The 19,788-nt window shown below is 42.5% G+C and carries 14 protein-coding genes; 12 read left to right on the top strand and 2 right to left on the bottom strand.

The genetic code is table 11. The features are described from left to right. The first annotated feature begins 7 nt into the window (after positions 1-7). The 5 genes from acnA to ptsP all read left to right on the top strand — a co-directional run bounded on the left by acnA (position 8) and on the right by ptsP (position 7,133). Complete coding sequence (gene acnA, locus K5Q34_RS02685; RefSeq protein WP_221864466.1) at positions 8-2,677, top strand: aconitate hydratase AcnA; 2,670 nt, start codon at positions 8-10, stop codon at positions 2,675-2,677. Next, the gene (locus tag K5Q34_RS02680) at positions 2,674-3,792 is read left to right on the top strand and encodes a citrate synthase (RefSeq protein WP_221864465.1); all 1,119 of its coding nucleotides are present in this window, start codon (positions 2,674-2,676) and stop codon (positions 3,790-3,792) included. Before acnA ends, K5Q34_RS02680 begins: the two co-directional genes overlap by 4 nt. A gap of 2 nt (positions 3,793-3,794) precedes the next feature. Further along, complete coding sequence (gene icd / locus K5Q34_RS02675) at positions 3,795-4,976, top strand: NADP-dependent isocitrate dehydrogenase (protein ID WP_221864464.1); 1,182 nt, start codon at positions 3,795-3,797, stop codon at positions 4,974-4,976. A 155-nt stretch (positions 4,977-5,131) separates the two neighbouring features. After that, positions 5,132-5,395 (top strand): phosphocarrier protein HPr, encoded by a 264-nt coding sequence (locus K5Q34_RS02670; RefSeq protein WP_002936050.1) that lies wholly within the window; start codon positions 5,132-5,134, stop codon positions 5,393-5,395. 4 nt (positions 5,396-5,399) lie between these two features. Next, positions 5,400-7,133: a phosphoenolpyruvate--protein phosphotransferase gene (gene ptsP / locus K5Q34_RS02665; RefSeq protein WP_014637790.1), complete on the top strand. Its 1,734-nt coding sequence runs from the start codon at positions 5,400-5,402 to the stop codon at positions 7,131-7,133. Between the two features lie 82 nt (positions 7,134-7,215). Here ptsP and K5Q34_RS02660 read toward each other — a convergent pair whose 3' ends face one another. Further along, the gene (locus K5Q34_RS02660; protein ID WP_221864463.1) at positions 7,216-8,703 is read right to left on the bottom strand and encodes a DUF1846 domain-containing protein; all 1,488 of its coding nucleotides are present in this window, start codon (positions 8,701-8,703) and stop codon (positions 7,216-7,218) included. 271 nt (positions 8,704-8,974) lie between these two features. Here K5Q34_RS02660 and K5Q34_RS02655 point away from each other — a divergent pair, with 271 nt between their 5' ends. Both K5Q34_RS02655 and K5Q34_RS02650 read left to right on the top strand, forming a co-directional pair. Continuing rightward, a complete protein-coding gene (locus K5Q34_RS02655) occupies positions 8,975-10,243 on the top strand; it encodes an MFS transporter (protein ID WP_221864462.1) in 1,269 nt (422 codons plus the stop codon). A 10-nt stretch (positions 10,244-10,253) separates the two neighbouring features. Next, on the top strand, positions 10,254-11,294 hold the full coding sequence (locus K5Q34_RS02650) for a helix-turn-helix transcriptional regulator (protein ID WP_221864461.1): 1,041 nt from the start codon (positions 10,254-10,256) through the stop codon (positions 11,292-11,294). Between the two features lie 192 nt (positions 11,295-11,486). Here the strand turns inward: K5Q34_RS02650 and K5Q34_RS02645 are convergent, their stop codons facing one another. Continuing rightward, positions 11,487-12,476 carry an acyltransferase family protein gene (locus K5Q34_RS02645; RefSeq protein WP_221864460.1) on the bottom strand — a complete coding sequence of 330 codons (990 nt, stop codon included), beginning with the start codon at positions 12,474-12,476 and terminating at the stop codon, positions 11,487-11,489. A gap of 188 nt (positions 12,477-12,664) precedes the next feature. Here K5Q34_RS02645 and rnc point away from each other — a divergent pair, with 188 nt between their 5' ends. The 5 genes from rnc to ftsY are packed head-to-tail and all read left to right on the top strand — an operon-like array spanning position 12,665 to position 19,771. Then, on the top strand, positions 12,665-13,351 hold the full coding sequence (gene rnc / locus K5Q34_RS02640) for a ribonuclease III (protein ID WP_012028264.1): 687 nt from the start codon (positions 12,665-12,667) through the stop codon (positions 13,349-13,351). Between the two features lie 2 nt (positions 13,352-13,353). Beyond that, positions 13,354-16,887 (top strand): chromosome segregation protein SMC, encoded by a 3,534-nt coding sequence (gene smc / locus K5Q34_RS02635; protein ID WP_221864459.1) that lies wholly within the window; start codon positions 13,354-13,356, stop codon positions 16,885-16,887. Beyond that, entirely contained in the window at positions 16,884-17,693 is an 810-nt protein-coding gene (locus K5Q34_RS02630) for a Cof-type HAD-IIB family hydrolase (RefSeq protein ID WP_221864458.1), read from the top strand. The genes smc and K5Q34_RS02630 overlap by 4 nt, the downstream gene beginning before the upstream one ends. Beyond that, on the top strand, positions 17,683-18,495 hold the full coding sequence (locus tag K5Q34_RS02625) for a Cof-type HAD-IIB family hydrolase (protein WP_024399453.1): 813 nt from the start codon (positions 17,683-17,685) through the stop codon (positions 18,493-18,495). Before K5Q34_RS02630 ends, K5Q34_RS02625 begins: the two co-directional genes overlap by 11 nt. Position 18,496: 1 nt before the next feature. Continuing rightward, entirely contained in the window at positions 18,497-19,771 is a 1,275-nt protein-coding gene (ftsY, locus tag K5Q34_RS02620; protein ID WP_221864457.1) for a signal recognition particle-docking protein FtsY, read from the top strand. Positions 19,772-19,788 lie beyond the last annotated feature (17 nt).

Raw genomic sequence — 19,788 nt, 5'->3', positions numbered from 1 at the left:
ATAAAATATGGAAAAATTACATAGAAAAAGCTTGTTTCATAAAGGGAAAGAATATTCATATTATGCATTGGATTCGATTTCAACGGAAGAAAAAGTGGATATTCATTCGCTTCCCTATACTATTCGTATTTTATTAGAAAGTCTTTTAAGAAAAGAAGATGGCGTGGATGTTACAAAAAATCACATAATGGAGTTGCTTCATTATCAGGCTGCATCTCCTAAAGGAGAAATCCCCTTTAAACCTAGTCGTGTTATTTTGCAAGATTTTACAGGTGTTCCTGTTGTGGTAGATTTAGCCTCCATGCGTGATGCGGTGGTGAAAGCAGGTGGAAACCCTGAATTGATTAACCCAGAAATTCCAGTGGATTTAGTCATCGACCACTCTGTTCAAGTTGATTTTTTTGGGACTGAAGATGCTCTGGAGAAAAATATTGACTTAGAGTTCGAAAGAAATAATGAACGCTATGAATTTCTGAAGTGGGCAGAGAATTCCTTTGAAAATTATCGTGCTGTGCCTCCAGCGACAGGAATTATCCATCAGGTAAACATTGAATTTCTAAGCGATGTTATTATCAACAAGGATGGCTTGCTTTATCCAGATTCTATGTTTGGTACAGACAGTCATACGACCATGATTAATGGTATTGGTGTACTTGGTTGGGGTGTGGGTGGTATTGAGGCGGAAGCTGCAATGTTGGGTGAAGCATCTTATTTTCCTATCCCTGAGGTGATCGGTGTTCGCCTAGCAGGGCAATTGCCTAAGGTTGCTACTGCAACGGATTTGGCTCTTAAGGTCACTCAACTTCTACGTCAGGAAAATGTAGTTGGGAAGTTTGTCGAATTCTTTGGACCAGGTTTATCTTCTCTCACATTAGCGGATCGAGCAACTGTTTCCAATATGGCTCCAGAATACGGTGCGACTTGTGGCTATTTCCCGATTGATGGAGAAACTTTACATTATATGAGATTGACCAACCGTTCGGAGGAGCACGTGGAGTTGACAGAAGCCTATGCTAAGGCTAATTATTTATTCTATGATGCTGAACGTTTTCCGTCTTATAGCAAGGTTTTAGAATTGGATTTATCGACAGTAGTTCCATCTATTTCTGGTCCTAAAAGACCACAAGATTTGATAGAACTTACAGATGCAAAAGCAGAGTTTCAGGCTAGTTTAATACGTGAAGTAGGTGTGCGTGGATTTGGTTTGGAGGAAGCAGAGTTAGATAAAACAGCCACGGTTAAGTATGTTGAAGGAGAGGAGCAAATTCAAACAGGTCATGTTGCTATTGCGGCGATTACCTCATGTACAAATACATCCAATCCGTATGTCCTTTTGGCGGCAGGATTACTGGCAAAAAATGCGGTAGAAAAAGGTTTGGCGGTTTCTAAGACGGTCAAGACGTCATTGGCACCAGGCTCAAAAGTAGTGACTGGCTATTTGAAAAAATCAGGTTTACAGACCTATCTAGATGCCTTAGGGTTCAATTTGGTTGGTTATGGTTGTACAACTTGTATCGGTAACTCAGGTGATCTGCGTCCTGAAGTAGCGGAGGCGATTAAGGAAGAAGATTTATTGGTTTCTGCGGTATTATCTGGAAATCGTAACTTTGAAGGACGGATTAATCCATTGGTAAAAGCTAATTTCTTAGCGAGCCCACCGCTTGTTGTTGCCTATGCTATTGCGGGAAATATGAATGTAGATTTAACAAGGGAACCGCTGGGGTATGATGAGAAGCAACAAGCTGTCTACCTTGCGGACATTATGCCAAGTCGTGAGGAGGTAGATGACTACATTGAGCGTTATGTGACTCGTGACCTTTATAAGAAAGAATACCAACAGGTATTTACAGATAGTCAGGCTTGGAATGCGATTGAAACAAAGACAGATAAGAATTACAATTGGAATTCCTCTTCTACCTATATTCAAAATCCGCCCTATTTTGACAATATGCAGGCAGATTTATCCATAAAACCACTGGAAAATTTATCTGTTTTGGCTAAATTTGGCGATTCTGTAACGACAGATCATATTTCCCCGGCAGGGAATATTGCACGATTGAGTCCAGCCGCTCGTTATCTCGAAGAGAATGGCATTGTTTATAAGGATTTTAATTCTTATGGAAGTCGTCGTGGAAATCACGAAGTCATGATGCGTGGGACTTTTGCAAATATTCGTATAAAGAATGAGCTGGCAGATGGAAAAATTGGTGGTTGGACAAGAGTTGGTGATGAGATTCTTCCTATCTATGATGCGGCTATGAGATATAAGGAAGCTGGTATCGGTAGTATTGTTATTGCTGGTAAAGACTATGGGATGGGGTCAAGCCGTGATTGGGCAGCCAAAGGTTCAAGTTTACTTGGTGTGAAGGCTGTTCTTGCTGAGTCATTTGAGCGGATTCACCGTTCAAACTTAGTGATGATGGGTGTTCTTCCTTTACAATTTTTAGAAGGTCAGTCGGCAGAAAGTCTTGGCTTGACTGGACATGAAAGCTATACAATCGACTTGCCAGAAGATGTCGGTGTTGGTCAAATTGTGACAGTCCATGCGCAAACAGGCGATGTTACAAAGGAGTTTCAAGCTCTGGTGCGGTTTGATGCAGAGGCGGATATTCGTTATTATCGCCACGGAGGTATTTTACCTATGGTAGTAAGAAAGAAACTAGGAGGAAAGGTATGACAGAAACGAATGGGTTAAAAGATGCGATTGCCTGTGATACGCGAATCAGTGCAATTGAAAATGACCGCTTGTCCTATGCAGGATATGACATTGCTGAATTGATGGAGAATAACGCTTCTTTTGAGGAAGTCATCTATCTTCTGTGGAACCTGCATTTGCCAACTCAGATTGAATTAAATTATTTTGAGAAAAGCCTGCGAAAAGAATACGCGATTTCAGATGCGATAGAGCAATGTATTCTGATTCAATCGCGGCGACATTTGCATCCTATGAGCGTGTTGCGTTCGACAGTATCTCTCCTTGGAGTATATAATGTACACGCTGAGGAGAATTCGTTAGAAGCTTTGTATGAACAATCTATTCAGATTATGGCCAAGGTTCCGACGATTATTGCAACATTTGCTCGTTTGAGACGCGGATTGGTTCCAATCGAACCGCGGGCTGATCTGGGTTTTGCGGCGAATTTTCTTTATATGCTGAACGGTGAGGAGCCGAGTGATTTGCAAATCAAAGCGTTTAACAAAGCTTTGGTGCTTCATGCTGATCATGAATTGAATGCGTCTACTTTTGCTGCGCGTGTCACGGCATCAACGTTAACGGATTTATATTCTTGTGTCACCACGGCAATTGGGACTCTGAAAGGCTCATTGCATGGTGGTGCAAATGAACGAGTGTTTGACATGTTGCTGGCTATTCGTGAGAGTGGTGATACCGAGAGATATTTGCAGAAGAAGCTGGATTCGAAGGAAAAAATTATGGGATTTGGACATCGAGTCTATAAAACGGTTGATCCTCGTCAAGAGTATTTGAAGGAGATGGCGCGTGATTTGACATTCGGAACAGACGATGAAGCGTTTTATAGATTGTCAGAGGAAGTAGAGAGTTTTATTAAAAACAAAAAAGGTTTAATTCCAAACGTAGATTTTTATTCGGCGACAGTTTACCATGTGCTAGGTATTGATAGTGATATTTTTACATTGATTTTTGCAATGAGCCGTATGGCGGGGTGGATTGCACATGTCCAGGAACAACGGAAAAATAATAAATTGATTCGTCCGCGCTCTTCCTACTTAGGTGGTAGGAATTTGGTTTACATCCCGATTGGAAAGAGGTAAATATGGCAGAAAAAATCCTGATGAGAGAGGGACGGTTAATTATCCCAGATTGTCCCGTTATTCCTTATATTGAAGGAGATGGTATTGGCAGGGATATTTGGTCAGTTAGTCAAAAAGTTATTGATGCTGCAGTGAAAAAAGCCTATGCAGGTCAACGTTCTATTCAGTGGAGGGAGGTTTTTGCAGGAGAAAAGGCTTATGAATTAACGGGAACTTCTTTGCCGAATGAGACATTGGCAATAATCCGTGAGTATTTAGTTGCAATCAAAGGTCCCTTGGGGACGCCGATTGGGAAAGGTCATCGTTCTCTTAATGTTGCACTTCGTCAAGAATTAGATTTGTATGCCTGTGTGCGCCCGATTCGCTATTTTAAGGGAGTGCCAAGTCCGCTGAAAGAGCCTGAAAAGACAGATATTACTATTTTTCGTGAAAATACAGAAGATATTTATGCAGGTATTGAATGGGAGGCTGGTTCAGATGAAGTTGCCAAAGTCATTTCTTTTCTGCAAGAAGAAATGGGAGTGGTAAATATTCGTTTTCCAGAATCTTCAAGTATTGGTATCAAACCGATTTCGGAAGAAGGGAGTAAACGCCTCATTCGCTCTGCAATAGAATATGCCTTAGAACATCAACTGAAGATAGTGACCTTAGTTCATAAGGGAAATATTCAAAAGTTTACAGAAGGCGGTTTCCGCAAGTGGGGTTATGAATTGGCGAAAGAAGAATTTGCTACAGAACTTGCAGAGGGGACTTTGGTAGTAAATGACATTATTGCGGATAACTTTCTGCAGCAGATTTTATTGGCGCCGGAAAACTTCCAAGTGGTTGCTCTTACAAATCTAAATGGAGATTATGCATCAGATGCTCTTGCGGCACAGGTCGGAGGAATAGGCATCTCACCAGGTGCTAACATTAATTATCAGACAGGTCATGCTATCTTTGAAGCGACACATGGAACTGCTCCTGATATTGCAGGGAAGGATCTGGCTAATCCATGTTCCCTCTTGCTTTCGGCTTGTATGATGTTGGAATATATAGGCTGGAAAGAAGCGGCTACTTTAATTATTCAGGCCTTGGAAGATGCTTTTATAAATAAAAATGTTACGCTTGATTTTGCTAAAATTTTGGACGTTGCTCATCTATCTACTAGTCAATTTTCAGAAGTTCTACTAGACTCTATTTAATGAAGAAAAAGTAAAATGAACCTCTCTTTGTATGACGGAAACATGAAAGAAAGGTAAAAAAATCTTGAAAATGATTTCAAAAAGTGGTATAATGTCCTTTGTAAGGGTTATCACAAATAACTCACAATTTTGTAAAAATAAAGGAGAATCCAAATATGGCTTCAAAAGACTTCCACATTGTGGCAGAAACAGGTATCCACGCACGTCCAGCAACTTTGCTTGTGCAAACAGCTAGTAAATTTGCTTCAGACATTACTTTGAACTACAAAGAAAAGTCTGTTAACCTTAAATCTATCATGGGTGTTATGAGTCTTGGTGTTGGTCAAGGCGCTGACGTAACAATCTCTGCTGAAGGTGCTGATGCTGACGACGCAATCGCAGCTATCACTGAAACAATGGAAAAAGAAGGATTGGCATAAGAATATGACAGAAATGCTTAAAGGAATCGCAGCATCAGATGGTGTTGCTGTTGCTAAGGCATATCTACTCGTTCAGCCAGATTTGTCCTTCGAAACTGTTACAGTTGAAGATACAAATGCAGAGGAAGCTCGTTTGGATGCTGCTCTAGAAGCATCTCAAAACGAGCTTTCTGTTATTCGTGAGAACGCAGTAGCTAGCCTAGGTGAAGAGGCCGCAGCCGTATTTGATGCACACTTGATGGTTCTTGCTGACCCAGAAATGATTGGTCAGATTAAGGAAACAATTCGTGCTAAGAAAACAAATGCTGAGACTGGTTTGAAAGAAGTTACGGATATGTTTATCGCTATCTTTGAAGGTATGGAAGATAACCCATACATGCAAGAGCGTGCTGCAGATATTCGTGACGTAGCAAAACGTGTATTGGCACACTTGCTTGGTGTTCGCTTGCCAAACCCAGCAACTATCGACGAAGAGTCAATCGTTATCGCGCATGACTTGACACCTTCAGATACAGCGCAATTAAACAAACAGTTTGTAAAAGCTTTTGTAACGAACATTGGTGGTCGTACAAGTCACTCAGCTATCATGGCTCGTACACTTGAAATTGCTGCTGTTTTGGGTACAAATAACATTACTGAAATTGTTAAAGATGGTGATGTATTGGCTGTTAACGGTATCACAGGTGATGTAGTGATTAACCCTTCTGAAGAAGTGATTGCAGAATTTAAAGCAGCTGGTGAAGCCTATGCTAAACAAAAAGCTGAATGGGCTCTTTTGAAAGATGCTCAAACAGTTACAGCTGACGGCAAACACTTTGAATTGGCAGCAAACATCGGTACACCAAAAGACGTTGAAGGTGTAAATGATAACGGTGCAGAAGCTGTTGGTCTTTACCGTACAGAATTCTTGTACATGGACTCACAAGACTTCCCAACAGAAGACGAGCAATACGAAGCTTACAAGGCTGTTCTTGAAGGTATGAACGGCAAGCCTGTTGTGGTTCGTACAATGGATATTGGTGGCGATAAGGAACTTCCTTACTTCGATCTTCCACACGAAATGAACCCATTCCTTGGTTTCCGCGCCCTTCGTATCTCTATCTCTGAGACTGGTAACCAAATGTTCCGTACTCAGTTGCGTGCCCTTCTTCGTTCATCTGTACATGGTAAACTTCGTATCATGTTCCCAATGGTTGCCTTGTTGACTGAATTCCGTGCAGCAAAAGCAATCCTTGATGAAGAAAAAGCAAACTTGTTGGCTGAAGGTGTAGCAGTTGCAGATGATATCCAAGTTGGTATCATGATTGAAATCCCTGCTGCAGCAATGCTTGCAGATCAATTTGCCAAAGAAGTTGACTTCTTCTCAATCGGTACGAACGACCTTATCCAGTACACAATGGCTGCAGACCGTATGAACGAGCAAGTTTCATACCTCTACCAACCATATAACCCATCAATCCTTCGCTTGATCAACAATGTTATCAAGGCTGCACATGCAGAAGGCAAATGGGCTGGTATGTGTGGTGAGATGGCTGGTGATCAACAAGCTGTTCCACTTCTTGTAGGTATGGGCTTGGACGAGTTCTCTATGAGTGCAACATCTGTACTTCGTACACGTAGCCTTATGAAGAAACTTGATACAGCTAAGATGGAAGAATATGCTCACCGTGCCTTGACAGAATGTGCAACGGCAGAAGAAGTTCTTGAACTTCAAAAAGAGTATGTTGATTTCGACTAATCATTGAAAAAAAGCAGGGAATTGAATCCTTGCTTTTTTACTGTTCACAAAAAGACTTGTCGGAGCAAGTCTTTTTGTGTGCTTAGTTTTTCTGATAAAACTTATTGTGTTGGTAGATCGGGTCAAAGGTAAGATTGATGCCTAATTTACGAAGAACGCTCTTATCTTCATCGGATAGGATAACAGTTGAATGGGCTTCGCTACCATTTAATTGCCCCAATTCTTTCATGGCACGTGCAGCAAGAGGGCTGTCTTGTGCAGTAATGGTAAGGGCGTTAAGAATCTCACTTGCATCGAGTCGTGTATTGGTCTTATCCAGATAATCTGCCTTCAATTCTTGAATTGGACGGATGTAGTTTGGTTCGATGAGAAGTGTTTCATCATCGATGTTAGCAATTTGCTTGATGGCATTGAGAAGAACAGTTGCAGTTGGTTTGAGGAGGTCTGATGTTTTACCAGTTACAATCTCTCCAGTTGGCAACTGAATAGCAAGGGCAGGGCTAGTTGTCAGCTCTGCTTTTTCGCGTGCAGCGATAACAACCTTACGATCTGCTGGTGTCACACCGACTTCATTCATGAGGAGTTCAATCTTTTTAACTGCTTGCTCGCTCACCCGCTCTGCCTTGAAATCAACCAAGGTCTGGTAGTAGCGACGGATGATTTCTTGCTTGGATGCTTCGATCGCAGCCTCTTCGTCTACGATGGAGTAGCCCACCATGTTGACCCCCATGTCTGTCGGTGAGGCATATGGTGATTTGTTCAAAATACGTTCAAAGGTACGGTTGAGGACAGGGAATACTTCGATGTCACGGTTGTAGTTGACCGCAGTTTTGCCGTAGGTTTGCAGGTGGAAGGGGTCGATCATGTTGAGGTCGTCCAGGTCGGCAGTTGCCGCCTCATAGGCCAGGTTGACTGGGTGGTGGAGAGGCAAGTTCCAGACAGGGAAGGTTTCAAACTTAGCATAGCCTGATGTTACGCCGTGCAGTTGGTCGTGGTAAAGTTGGGAGATACAAGTCGCCAATTTACCTGAACCAGGTCCAGGTGCGGTAACAACGACGAGATTGCGACTGGTTTCGATGTAGTCATTTTTGCCCATACCTTCTGGTGAGATGATGTGGTCAATATCAGAAGGATAGCCTTTGATTGGGTAGTGGAGATAGGACTTGATACCATGTTTTTCCAACTGCTTGCGGAAGGCGTCTGCGGCTGGTTGGTTGCGGTATTGGGTAATGACGACAGAACCAACATAAATATCAATATCATTGAAGGTATCAATCAAGCGGAAGACTTCTTGGTCGTAAGAAATACCCAAGTCACCACGTGCCTTAGAATGTTCGATGTTGCTAGCATTGATGGCGATGACGATTTCTACTTGGTCTTTCAACTCTTGGAGGAGTTTGATTTTGTTATCTGGTTCATAGCCAGGTAAAACACGAGCTGCGTGGAAATCTTCCAGCATTTTTCCGCCAAATTCCATATAGAGCTTGCCTTCAAACTGAGCAATTCGTTCTAAAATATGGTCACGTTGCAAATTCAAATATTTATTTGAATCAAATGCGATTTTCTTCATCCAATAAGTCCTCCAAATGTGTAATTTTCTCTGGGAAAAACAAAAATAGCTCCCTAAAACTAGGGAGCCTTTTCTCCGACCTCTCAAAAGAGGTGCCCGAACAATACTATAACAAACTGTGCTCATCTTGTCAAGAAAAAGTAAGATGGAACAAAAATTAAACAAATGTTTAAAAAATGTTTAATTTTTATAAAATTAAGCATTGACTTTATTTAAATAAAGTGTAAAATAATATTAAACAAATATTTAACATAAGTTTAAGGAGATGTTTATGAAAAAACTAGTCAACAATAAATTATTTCTATCTAGCTTTGTGGCAGACTTGATTTCTAACTTTGGAGATACGCTTTACTATCTGGCTTTGATGAACTATGTCCTGTTTCTACCAGATACCAAGTTTGCCTTGGCTATGATTACGGCTTCTGAAACTTTGCCGATTTTGGCAGGTCTCTTTATCGGGATTTGGGCAGATAAGACGAAAAATAAATTGGATACCATTCTTGCAACACTGCTGGTTCGTGTTGGTCTCTATGCCCTTGTTGGTCTATTAATGGGCTTTGCCTCGGCCCTCTGGATTGTAGCAGTCGTATGTGTCATCAACTTCTTGTCTGATTTGGCAGGTCAATATGAAAATGGTCTTTATCTGCCTGTCAGCCTGCGGGTTGTGGCAGCAGAGGATCGCGAAACAGCCATGGCCTTCAAAATGACAGTCAAATCGCTCTTGCAAATTGCCTTTCAAGCCAGCGGAGCCATCCTGATTGGTTTTATGTCCTATCAACAACTTGCCTTCTTAAACGCTGGGACCTTCTTGGCTAGTCTTGCTATTATGCTAGTGATTCGTCCTGCTATCGCTAAACTATTGAAGGAAAATCCAATCCAGCAGGCCGAGCAAGTGGAAACAGAGGCAGGGATTATCAAGGGAATGCGTCAAAGCATAAAAGAATCTTATAAGGTTATCCAAAATATTCCTGTACTAAAGGCTTCTATCATTACAATTACCAGCTTGAATGCGATTTTTACCGCCCTCTCACCATTAGCGATTCTTAATATGAAGGAGTTTCCAGATTTTGTTATCGCCAATGCGGGGACAACGGTGGCTTTGATTTCCATTCTCTTCTCAGTTGGGAGCATTCTTGGTTCCAGTCTAGGGATGGCTCTTTTCAAAAATGTTAGCTTGGTCAACCTTCTCAAGTTTTCGACTCTCATGCCTGTTTTACTTTTCCTAGGATTCTTTCTCCACAATATCTATGTGGTATTGACAGTTCTTTTTGTAACAGCTATGACTTTGGGCGTTTTTAATCCGAAAATGAATGCCTTGGTCTTAAATGAATTGCCAGAAGATAAATTGGCAACAGTTGGAGGGGGGATTGATAGTTTTTGCCAGATTGGTATGGTAGCTGGTCAAGCCTTGGTAGCTCTGCTGGTGACTCTTCTTTCTGCGACCAGTATTTCCCTTATCTTCCTCTTGCTTTCTGTGGGGTTGTTGGGCTATACTGTTCTTACAGGATCTAAACCTGAAAAGTCATTAGTGAATATTTAGAAAGAAAACTATGAAATTAGATTACCGAGATTATAGAAGCGAGATTGTCGAAAAGTTCTTTATTCCTTTAATTATCACAGAACGTGAAGAGCCGTTTGAGGCGGATTTGTCACAGAAAGAAAGAGACATTCTCAAAGATGCTTTGGACATTCGAGATGAAATAGAGGAAAAGCTGGCGGATTATCGTCAGGAAGTCAATGAGGTCTTTGTTTGGGGCCATATCTTTACAATCTTGCACACCTTGTATTTCTACCTCTTGGATCAAGGACAGGATCCAAAGACGGTTGAGGAAGCCTGTCAAATGATTTTAAAGCTGTCCCAAGATGAAGTCGAAGATGCCATGCGGACCATGTTGGCGTCTGAAAATGACGGACATCGTGAGAAGGACCTCAGCCTCATGGAGCTCTTGGAGAATACGGGTAAAAAGCCAGCTGATAAATGGTATTGGTCACTGGCTATTCGCAATCCTTTGGAAACTGTTGAGCGGTCTGTCGCTCTCTTGGACAAGATGCTTCCTATCTATCAGCCTTACTTTGAAGAGGCAAGGGCGGAGCGTGAAAAATTTGCTAAGGAATTTGACATTGAAAAACTCTATCGAGAATCCAAGCAGTTAGCCATGACCAGCCTGGATACTCTGGGTGTGGAAAACGCCCCATTCTTCGTGCTCAGTCCATGGTGCTTTTGGTTTGCTTATTATGGAAACGAACAGTTTGACCATATGAAAGTCGCTCTTTTAGCTTCCTGTCGAATTGACCAGATTATGCTCTCAAATGACGAGCTGGATCTGGATGATTTGACAACGGCTCTTAAAGTCATCAGCGATAGCACGCGTTATCAGGTCTTGGTGGAGCTGACCAAGCCCCATGCCAAGAGCAAGGACATTGCAGAACACCTGGCTATTACAGGGGCAGCGGTATCCTTCCACACCCAAAAGCTGATTAACGGTGACCTGCTCCTCTTTAATGCCAAAGACAAGAATGTCAAATACAGTGTCAATCGGGATTTACTCCAACAGGTGATTGATAAGTTGAAAGAGGATTTTGATTTGTAAAAAAGCCTTGTAAGTTAAGTCTTACAAGGTTCTTTTGTGCTTATACTCTTCGAAAATCAAAATCAGACGTTGTTGACTTGATTTGATGAACTTCAGTTCTATCCGCATCTTACGGTCACGAACCAAGTTCGTCTAATTTCCGACCTCCAACAGTCTATTCCCAGACTGTTGGAGCTAGTCTGTTTTTGATTTTCATTGAGTATTAATGATTAACCAGCTGAGCAGTTGGCAAGTGATGATGGTGATAAGGAAGACTAACCAACCTTGCTGTATTTTGGTCAGGAAACTAGTTTCTAGGAAGAAAAAGCTGATTTCGACTGGGATAACATGGATAAAATAATAATAGCTGGCGTATTCTTTGAGAAATTGGAATTTTTTCTGGCGGAAGAGGTCTGTGGTCAGGGTCCAGGCGACTAGATAGGCTGTGAATGGAATCAGGCTAAATAGAAAGTTCTTGTCGTAGCCCTGATTGAGATAGATGATTGTAGCCTCAAAAGTTAAAAGAGCTATGCAGACAAGTAGTTTGTTTTTTTGTCTGTATTGGAAAATGGGTTGATTGAGTTTGTCGGCTAGATAAAAGCCTGTCAGGACAAAAATCGGTGCGTAGAAGAGGCCGTTGCGGCTGGTGAAAAAGAAGGTTTTGTAGCTGTCAAATGCGGTCAGGAAAATCGATTCTGCCAGGTAGGAGGAGTAGGTTTCGACTGAGCCTAGAAGATAGAGAAGGCAGGCTAGACAAGCTGTAATGCGCCAGCCCCATTTCTCCAAGGAAAAATGAACGAGGACAAGACCTAGAAAGAAAGCGGGCATGTACCAGAGTTGGTAGCTGGTGCCGGTGTAGGTCAGTCCGACTAGGAGTGCGAGGGGATAGTAGGGGAAGGGGATTTCTTGGAGTGTTAGGTAGATGAGGTAGAAGGGGAGGTAGAGGATGGACCAGGTCAGGTATTGTTTGCTGTAGCGGATCAGGTATTGTTTGGAGAGGCAGGGGTAGTTGCGTCGGAGGAAGAAGCTGGCTGTGACCATGAAGTAGGGAACGACCATGCGGCTAAAGATGGATTTTTGGATGAAGTGGAGCGGGTCTGCTTCAAATAGTCTGCGACAATGGAGGGCGATGACTAAAATAGCTCCGATGAACTGGATGAGGGAGAGCAGTGATGTATTGAGTGGTTTTGTCTTATTTTGCATGTTAATATTTTTCTTTTTTCTTCCATTTTATCGAAATCTGATGAATATGTAAATGTTTGCAAAAAGATGTGGAGAGGTGCTGGCTGAAACTTAGTTGACAAGAGAAGTCCAGTGGAAAATATGGTATAATGTTAGGACGGAGTAAATGTAAACCATCTATTTCGTTTAAGTTAGAAAGGAGCATATAGATGAAAGATTTACATGCAAAATTATTGGCTGATTTTGGGATTGATTTTTCGGATTTGAATTTATTAGAAACGGCTTTTACCCATACTTCTTATGCCAATGAGCATCGCCTTCTAAAAATTTCACATAATGAGCGCTTGGAATTTTTAGGAGACGCTGTTCTCCAGTTGATGATTTCCAAATATCTCTATCAAAAATATCCTGATAGACCCGAAGGTGAGATGTCCAAGTTGCGTTCGACCTTTGTACGTGAGGAGTCTTTGGCTGGTTTTTCACGTGCTTGTGGTTTTGATCGGTTTCTTCGTCTTGGTAAGGGGGAAGAGAAGTCTGGAGGGCGAAATCGCGATACTATTTTAGGAGATGCTTTCGAGGCGTTCTTAGGAGCTCTGCTATTGGACAAGGGTGAAAAGACCGTGGAGGAATTTATCCATAAGGTCATGATTCCTCGCTTGGAAAAAGGAAACTTTGAGCGCGTGACCGACTATAAGACTGCTTTGCAGGAAATTTTGCAGGTCAATGGTGAGATTGCTATTTCGTATCAAGTAATAGCTGAGTCTGGTCCTGCCCATGATAAGACCTTTGAAGTGGAGGTATCTGCTGATCAGCGTGTGATTGGTCGTGGTCGTGGTCGCTCTAAGAAATTAGCTGAACAAGCCGCTGCAAAAAATGCTGTGGAGGCTAGAGGATAGGTATGTATCTAAAATCAATTGAAATGCAGGGCTTTAAGTCCTTTGCGGATAAGACCAAAGTCGTCTTTGACCGTGGAGTGACTGCTGTTGTAGGGCCGAATGGTTCTGGCAAGTCCAATATTACAGAAAGTCTACGTTGGGCCTTGGGAGAGTCGTCTGCTAAAAGCCTACGTGGAGGCAAGATGCCCGATGTTATCTTTGCAGGAACGGAAAGCCGTAAGGCTCTTAACTATGCCTCGGTAGTGGTGACCTTGGATAATTCTAGCGGATTTATCGCAGATAAGGCTAAGGAAATTAAGGTTGAACGCCATATTTATCGATCTGGTGATAGTGAGTACCTGATTGATGGGAAAAAGGTTCGTCTACGGGATATTCATGATCTTTTCATGGATACTGGCTTGGGTCGGGATTCTTTCTCTATTATTTCTCAAGGGCGGGTTGAGGCCATTTTTAATTCCAAACCTGAGGAACGCCGTGCAATTTTTGAAGAGGCGGCAGGGGTCTTAAAATACAAGACCCGTAAGAAAGAAACAGAAAGTAAGCTGGCACAGGCTCAAGGGAATTTGGACCGCTTGGACGATATTATCTATGAACTTGATAATCAGGTCAAACCATTGGAGAAACAGGCACAAACTGCTAAGAAATTTCTAGAATTAGATGGTCAACGTAAGGAATTATACTTAGATGTTTTGGTGGCTCAGTTGTCGCTTGGTAAGGAAAAGTTATCGGAAAAAGAAGCCGAACTAGAGTCTGTCAAAACTGAATTGACTAGCTACTACAAACAGCGTTCTGAGCTGGAGCAAGAAAATCAGAATTTGAAAGAGAAGCGCCACCGCCTGTCCGAACAATTGGAGCGTGAACAGGCAGTTCTGCTGGATTTGACCAAGTTAATCAGTGATTTGGAGCGAAAAATTGAGGTCCATAAACTGGAATCTAGTCAAAACGAATCAAGTCGTCAAGAAGCGCAGGCGCGTTTGGAAAACTTGTTGACTAGACGAGAGCAGTTGGCAGAACAGATTGAGCAAAAGCAAGAAACACTTGCGCAATTAGATAGTTCCTTGTCTAGCTTAAAAGATGATATTGCTGCGGTAGACAAAGAAATTTCCTATTTTTCAGAAGATCCTGATCAGGTTTTAGATCATCTGCGTGAACAGTATGTTGCTCTGATGCAGGAAGAGGCAGAAGCTTCAAACCGTCTGACCAAGATTCAGCAGGACATTGCCAATCAAATCAGTCTTTCTGAGAGTAAATCTGAAGACTTGGCACGCTTGCAGACGGAAAAACAAACAGCTCAAGAAGTACTTGATAAGAGTCGGAAAAGTTTAGAAGAAGCTGATCAGGTTTTACGCCAGTTACTTGAGAGCTATCAGACTCAAAAAACAGAATTGGATCAAGCCCAGACTGCTTATCAGGCTGAGCAAGGTCGCTTGTTTGATTTGCTGGATCAGTTGAAAGGCAAACAGGCTCGCCAGTCTAGTTTAGAAGCTATCTTGAAAAATCACTCCAATTTTTACGCGGGGGTCAAGGCTGTCTTGCAGGCGGCACCAAGCTTAGGAGGAATTATTGGAGCAGTCAGTGAACAACTGACCTTCGATACTCGCTACCAAACGGCTTTGGAAATTGCTCTTGGTGGTGCTAGCCAAAACGTCATCGTTGAAGATGAAGCGACTGCTAAACGAGCTATCGCATTTTTGAAAGAAAAACGGCAAGGGCGGGCAACCTTCTTACCTCTGACAACTATCAAGCCACGTCAGCTTTCTGGACAGCAAATCTCTTTACTAGAATCTTCCGATGGATTTTTGGGGCTTGCAAGTGATTTGGTGACTTATCAGCCAAATTTAGATGCGATTTTCCAAAATTTGCTAGGCACTATCGCAATTTTTGATACCATTGACCATGCCAATCAGGCAGCGCGGGCAACCAAGTTTCAAGTGCGTATGGTAACCATGGATGGAGCGGAAATCCGTCCTGGTGGAGCCTTTGCTGGTGGTAGCAATCGAAATAACAGCACGACCTTTATCAAACCAGAACTCGATGCTCTTTTAGGAGAAATAGCAGAGCTGTCTAACCAGTTGCAGGAGCAAGAAAGCTTGGTTGCAGCTAAGAAAACTAGCTTAGACCAGACCAGAGAAGCCTTGGAAACGATTAAGGCGGAGGGGGAAGAAGCTAGATTGAACCAGCAGAGCGCAAGGATTCATCAGGAACAGGCAGAAAATAGACTGGCTCAGCTATCAGCCCAGTATGACCTGCAAATGAGTCAGGTTAGTCCGACCATTTTGACTGAGCTAGAAGAGGCTGCTGCTAAGGAAGAAGTAAATGTCCAAGCCTTGAATGAGAAAAAACTAGCCTTGGATCAACAAATCAATCAAGTCCGTGATAATCGCGACAGTATTCAAGAAAGCTTGCAGAAACTACAGACTCAGAAGAGTCAACTAACTTTGGAGCAGGCTGAACTAACTAGCCAACTTCGTTTTGAACAGACAGATCTGAGACGTTTGCAAGAAGAAAAAGTGGTTGCAGATAAGGAAATTTCTCTTCTAGAGGATATGATTGACCAGAAGCTAGAAGCTCTTGAAGATACTAGTATTGAGATTCTTGAAGAACAATTGCAGGCGGCATCTGATAAGCAAAAACAGACCAATCAGATTCTAATTCGCTTAAAGTTTGAATTGGAAGATATTGATGGCCAGTTTGAAGACTTGGAAGAAAGATTGCAACAAGCTCGGACTAAGAATGATGATTTGATTCGTAAGCAGGCTAAGTTAGAGGCAGATTGTGAGCAAGCGGGCGATAAATTACGGACCTTGCTAGGCAATTTGACCGAGCATTTTAAATTAAGTTTTGAAGCCGCCCAGTCTCAGGCCAAGGAAGTTGAGAATCTTGCAGTTGCTGAACAAAGCCTCAAAGACCTAGAAAGAGCTATTCGTGCTTTGGGTCCAGTCAATTTGGATGCTATTGAGCAGTATGACGAGGTTAATAATCGCCTTACCTTCCTCAATGAGCAACGGACAGATATTTTGTCGGCGCGTGATTTACTACTAGATACTATCCATGAGATGGATGATGAAGTCAAAGAGCGCTTCAAGGTTACTTTTGAAGCTATTCGTGAAAGCTTTAAGCAGACATTTAAACAAATGTTTGGCGGTGGTTCAGCGGATTTGATTTTGACAGAAGGTGACCTATTGACTGCGGGTGTGGAGATTTCAGTTCAACCTCCTGGTAAGAAAATTCAATCTCTCAATCTTATGTCAGGTGGCGAAAAAGCCCTTTCGGCCCTCGCTCTGCTATTTTCCATTATCCGTGTTAAGACCATTCCTTTTGTAATTCTCGATGAGGTGGAGGCAGCCTTGGATGAGGCAAATGTCAAACGTTTTGGTGACTATCTCAACCGTTTTGATAAGGAGAGTCAGTTTATCGTCGTGACCCACCGTAAAGGGACCATGGCGGCAGCGGATGCCATGTATGGAGTGACCATGCAGGAATCTGGCGTGTCCAAGATTGTTTCCGTTAAGCTGAAAGATGTGGAGAAATTATGATTAACAAAATTTACGCCAGTGATATGGATGGTACCTTTTTACGAGAAGACCATAGTTTTGATAAGGAACGGTTTCGTCGTATACTGAATCAGTTTAAAGAAAAAGGTTATTTATTTGTGGCAGCAAGTGGGCGATCTATGCAAAGCCTGAAACTTGTTTTTGAAGATTTTGTAGATGAAATCGGTTTTGTGGCAGAAAATGGTTCAATCGTTGAATATCAGGGGCAGACTATCTTTATGGATGATCCAATTAGTCCTGAAATCTATCTGCCGATTATCGCGGGTATTGATGCAGGTCCCTTTGGTAGCAGTCGGTCCATGGTGCTGTCTGGCCTCGAAAACTTTTATTTATTAAAAAATGCTGAGCCTCAGTTTTTAGAAGCGATGACGAATTATTACGCACACTTTCGATTGGTAGACACATTTGAAGAAGTTCGAGAAGAGATTATAAAAATCAATGCCAAATTTTCTCCTGAGGAAATGGACGATGCCAGACGATGGTTAAATGATACATTTGAAGGTGTAACGGCCATGACAACTGGTTTTGACAATATTGATATAATTCCAAATGGTTCAAATAAATCAGTTGGATTGAGTCATCTCTGTGCTCATTTTGGAATTACCCGTCAGGATGTAGTGGTATTTGGTGATAATCAAAATGATTTGGATATGTTTGACTTTGCAGGTATGGCTCTTGCGACAGAAAATGCAAGAGAGGAAGTGAAAGCTCGGGCGGATTTGATGATTGGTCATTGCAATGATGGAGCAGTATTAGCCTATTTAGAGGAGGAAGTAAATGGCAATTAAGTTGATTGCATTGGATTTAGATGGAACACTTCTGACATCGGACAAACGGATTTCAGAAGCTAATAAAAAGGCCTTGCAGGCAGCGCGTGAGCGTGGAGTTTATGTAGTTCTGACAACAGGGCGTCCTTTACAAGCTATCGGTACTTTTCTAGAAGAACTAGATCTGCTAGGGGAGAATCAATATTCGATTACATTTAACGGTGGTCTAGTCCAGGAAAATACAGGTCGGGTTTTGGATAAGGTTGGCTTCACTATTGAAGATGTGCGCACCATCCGTCGTGTGACAAATGATTTGGACCTGCCTCTGGATGTTCTCTATGGTGGTGATGTCTATTCTCTACCATCAGCTCATGAATCACTTTATCTAACTTGTAATCCATTGCTTAATAAAATTGTGGCAAGTGATGAGGAAATGCCAGAAGATTTTGTCTACAATAAGGCAGTCTCAGCGGTAGATGCAGCATTTCTAGATGGACAAATTCCAAAAATTCCTGCAGAACTTCACGAGCGCTTCGAGATTTTCAAATCGCGTGATATTCTGCTCGAATGGAGTCCAAAAGGTGTCCACAAGGCAAATGGTTTGGCTAAGTTGATTGGACATCTGGGGATTGATCAGTCAGAAGTTATGGCCTGTGGCGATGAAGGAAATGATCTTTCCATGATTGAATGGGCTGGTCTGGGCGTTGCCATGGCTAATGCAACAGACGAAATCAAGTCTGCGGCCAATCTTGTCCTGCCAAAAACTAATGATGAAGATGGCATTGCTTGGGCCATCGAGCACTATGTATTGAATGAGGACTAGTATGGGATTATTTGATCGATTATTTGGACAAGAAAAACAAGAGGAGCAAGTCGCTCTTGTTGAAGAAGTGGAAAGGGAGCAGTCGGCTTCTAGCGAAGATGCTGTAACTACTGAAGTTGAGTCAGCTAGTCAAGAAATGGAAGAGATCCAGTCTGAAGTAGTAGAGTCTGAATTGACTGCCGAGCAGGAAGCTCAGAAACAACGAACCTTAGACATGATGGCTCAATATTATGCAGCCAAAGAAGCCGCTGCGGCTCGAGTGAAGGAAGCGCAGGAACAAGGCTTTGACCCTGCTATTCAAACCAAGGTCAAGGAAGAGCCTGTTGAGGAAGTTGCTCCAGTAGAGCAAGAAAGTGAGCAGGACAAGTACCAGCGAACCTTGAAAAAGACGCGTACAGGCTTTGGGGCGAGGCTCAATGAATTCTTTGCCAATTTCCGTTCGGTTGATGAAGAATTTTTCGAAGAGTTGGAAGAAATGCTGATTTTGTCAGACGTAGGTGTGCAGGTTGCTTCTACTCTGACAGAGGAGCTCCGCTATGAAGCCAAGCTACAAAATGCCAAGAAGACAGATGAACTCCGTCGTGTTATCATCGAAAAATTGGTGGATATTTACGAAAAAGATGGTCAATTCAGCGAGCAAATCAATTTTCAAGATGATTTGACGGTCATGCTCTTTGTCGGTGTCAACGGCGTTGGGAAGACGACCTCTATCGGTAAGTTAGCCTACAAGTACAAGCAGGCTGGCAAGACGGTCATGTTGGTCGCAGCGGACACCTTCCGTGCGGGTGCGGTAGCCCAGCTGGCTGAGTGGGGTCGCCGTGTCGATGTGCCTGTGGTCACAGGTCCAGAAAAGTCAGACCCAGCTAGTGTGGTCTTTGATGGGGTAAAACGTGCCGTGGCAGAAGGTGTGGATATTCTCATGATTGACACAGCAGGTCGTTTGCAAAATAAAGAAAATCTCATGGCAGAGCTGGAAAAAATTGGTCGCATCATCAAACGGACTCTGCCTGATGCACCGCATGAAACTCTCTTAGCACTGGATGCCTCCACAGGTCAAAACGCCCTTAGCCAAGCCAAGGAATTTGCAAAAATTACCCCATTGACAGGTCTTGTCTTGACCAAACTGGACGGTACAGCAAAAGGTGGTGTCGTCCTTGCTATCCGTCAGGAACTGGATATTCCTGTGAAACTGATTGGTTTCGGTGAGAAAATTGATGACATCGGAGAATTCAAATCCGAAGAGTTCATGCGTGGGCTCTTGGAAGGATTGGTATAGAATAGAAAAAGTAGCCA

It is taken from the genome of Streptococcus sp. 2018110 (assembly GCF_019754115.1).
GTDB lineage: Bacteria > Bacillota > Bacilli > Lactobacillales > Streptococcaceae > Streptococcus > Streptococcus hashimotonensis.
The sequence above is the reverse complement of the archived record's forward strand: the minus strand, read 5'-3'. Positions and strand labels throughout refer to the sequence as shown.

Bases quoted from the DNA above. Each gene is read 5' to 3' on its own strand.
- acnA (WP_221864466.1), top strand. From the start codon at position 8: ATGGAAAAATTACATAGAAAAAGCTTGTTTCATAAAGGGAAAGAATAT.
- K5Q34_RS02680 (WP_221864465.1), top strand. From the start codon at position 2,674: ATGACAGAAACGAATGGGTTAAAAGATGCGATTGCCTGTGATACGCGA.
- icd (WP_221864464.1), top strand. From the start codon at position 3,795: ATGGCAGAAAAAATCCTGATGAGAGAGGGACGGTTAATTATCCCAGAT.
- K5Q34_RS02670 (WP_002936050.1), top strand. From the start codon at position 5,132: ATGGCTTCAAAAGACTTCCACATTGTGGCAGAAACAGGTATCCACGCA.
- ptsP (WP_014637790.1), top strand. From the start codon at position 5,400: ATGACAGAAATGCTTAAAGGAATCGCAGCATCAGATGGTGTTGCTGTT.
- K5Q34_RS02660 (WP_221864463.1), bottom strand. From the start codon at position 8,703: ATGAAGAAAATCGCATTTGATTCAAATAAATATTTGAATTTGCAACGT.
- K5Q34_RS02655 (WP_221864462.1), top strand. From the start codon at position 8,975: ATGAAAAAACTAGTCAACAATAAATTATTTCTATCTAGCTTTGTGGCA.
- K5Q34_RS02650 (WP_221864461.1), top strand. From the start codon at position 10,254: ATGAAATTAGATTACCGAGATTATAGAAGCGAGATTGTCGAAAAGTTC.
- K5Q34_RS02645 (WP_221864460.1), bottom strand. From the start codon at position 12,476: ATGCAAAATAAGACAAAACCACTCAATACATCACTGCTCTCCCTCATC.
- rnc (WP_012028264.1), top strand. From the start codon at position 12,665: ATGAAAGATTTACATGCAAAATTATTGGCTGATTTTGGGATTGATTTT.
- smc (WP_221864459.1), top strand. From the start codon at position 13,354: ATGTATCTAAAATCAATTGAAATGCAGGGCTTTAAGTCCTTTGCGGAT.
- K5Q34_RS02630 (WP_221864458.1), top strand. From the start codon at position 16,884: ATGATTAACAAAATTTACGCCAGTGATATGGATGGTACCTTTTTACGA.
- K5Q34_RS02625 (WP_024399453.1), top strand. From the start codon at position 17,683: ATGGCAATTAAGTTGATTGCATTGGATTTAGATGGAACACTTCTGACA.
- ftsY (WP_221864457.1), top strand. From the start codon at position 18,497: ATGGGATTATTTGATCGATTATTTGGACAAGAAAAACAAGAGGAGCAA.